Below are 223 nucleotides of genomic sequence, written 5' to 3' on the forward strand. Positions count from 1 at the left end.
TTTTAATAATACAGTTTTGATAATTTTAATTTCATCTACTTCAAAGTTACTTAGATAGTTTTGAATACTCTGTGGTAGTTCTTCTAATAATTGGAACTTTAAAGCTTCATCATTAAAGTTTGGATTATAGTGATTTGAATGATTTGTATGATTACTAGGATATGTTAGTTTATTATCATTCAAATCATTCGTATCATTATTCTCAGTCTTAATATAATCAGTA

General features: G+C 23.8%; 1 pseudogene. It reads right to left on the reverse strand.

Annotated elements, in window-relative coordinates:
* Nucleotides 1–223 (reverse strand): annotated as a pseudogene (locus tag HMPREF2576_RS10785) (replication-associated protein RepA family protein); the annotation flags it as partial.

The sequence above is a fragment of the Staphylococcus sp. HMSC063F05 genome (assembly GCF_001837075.1).
Lineage (GTDB): Bacteria > Bacillota > Bacilli > Staphylococcales > Staphylococcaceae > Staphylococcus > Staphylococcus epidermidis.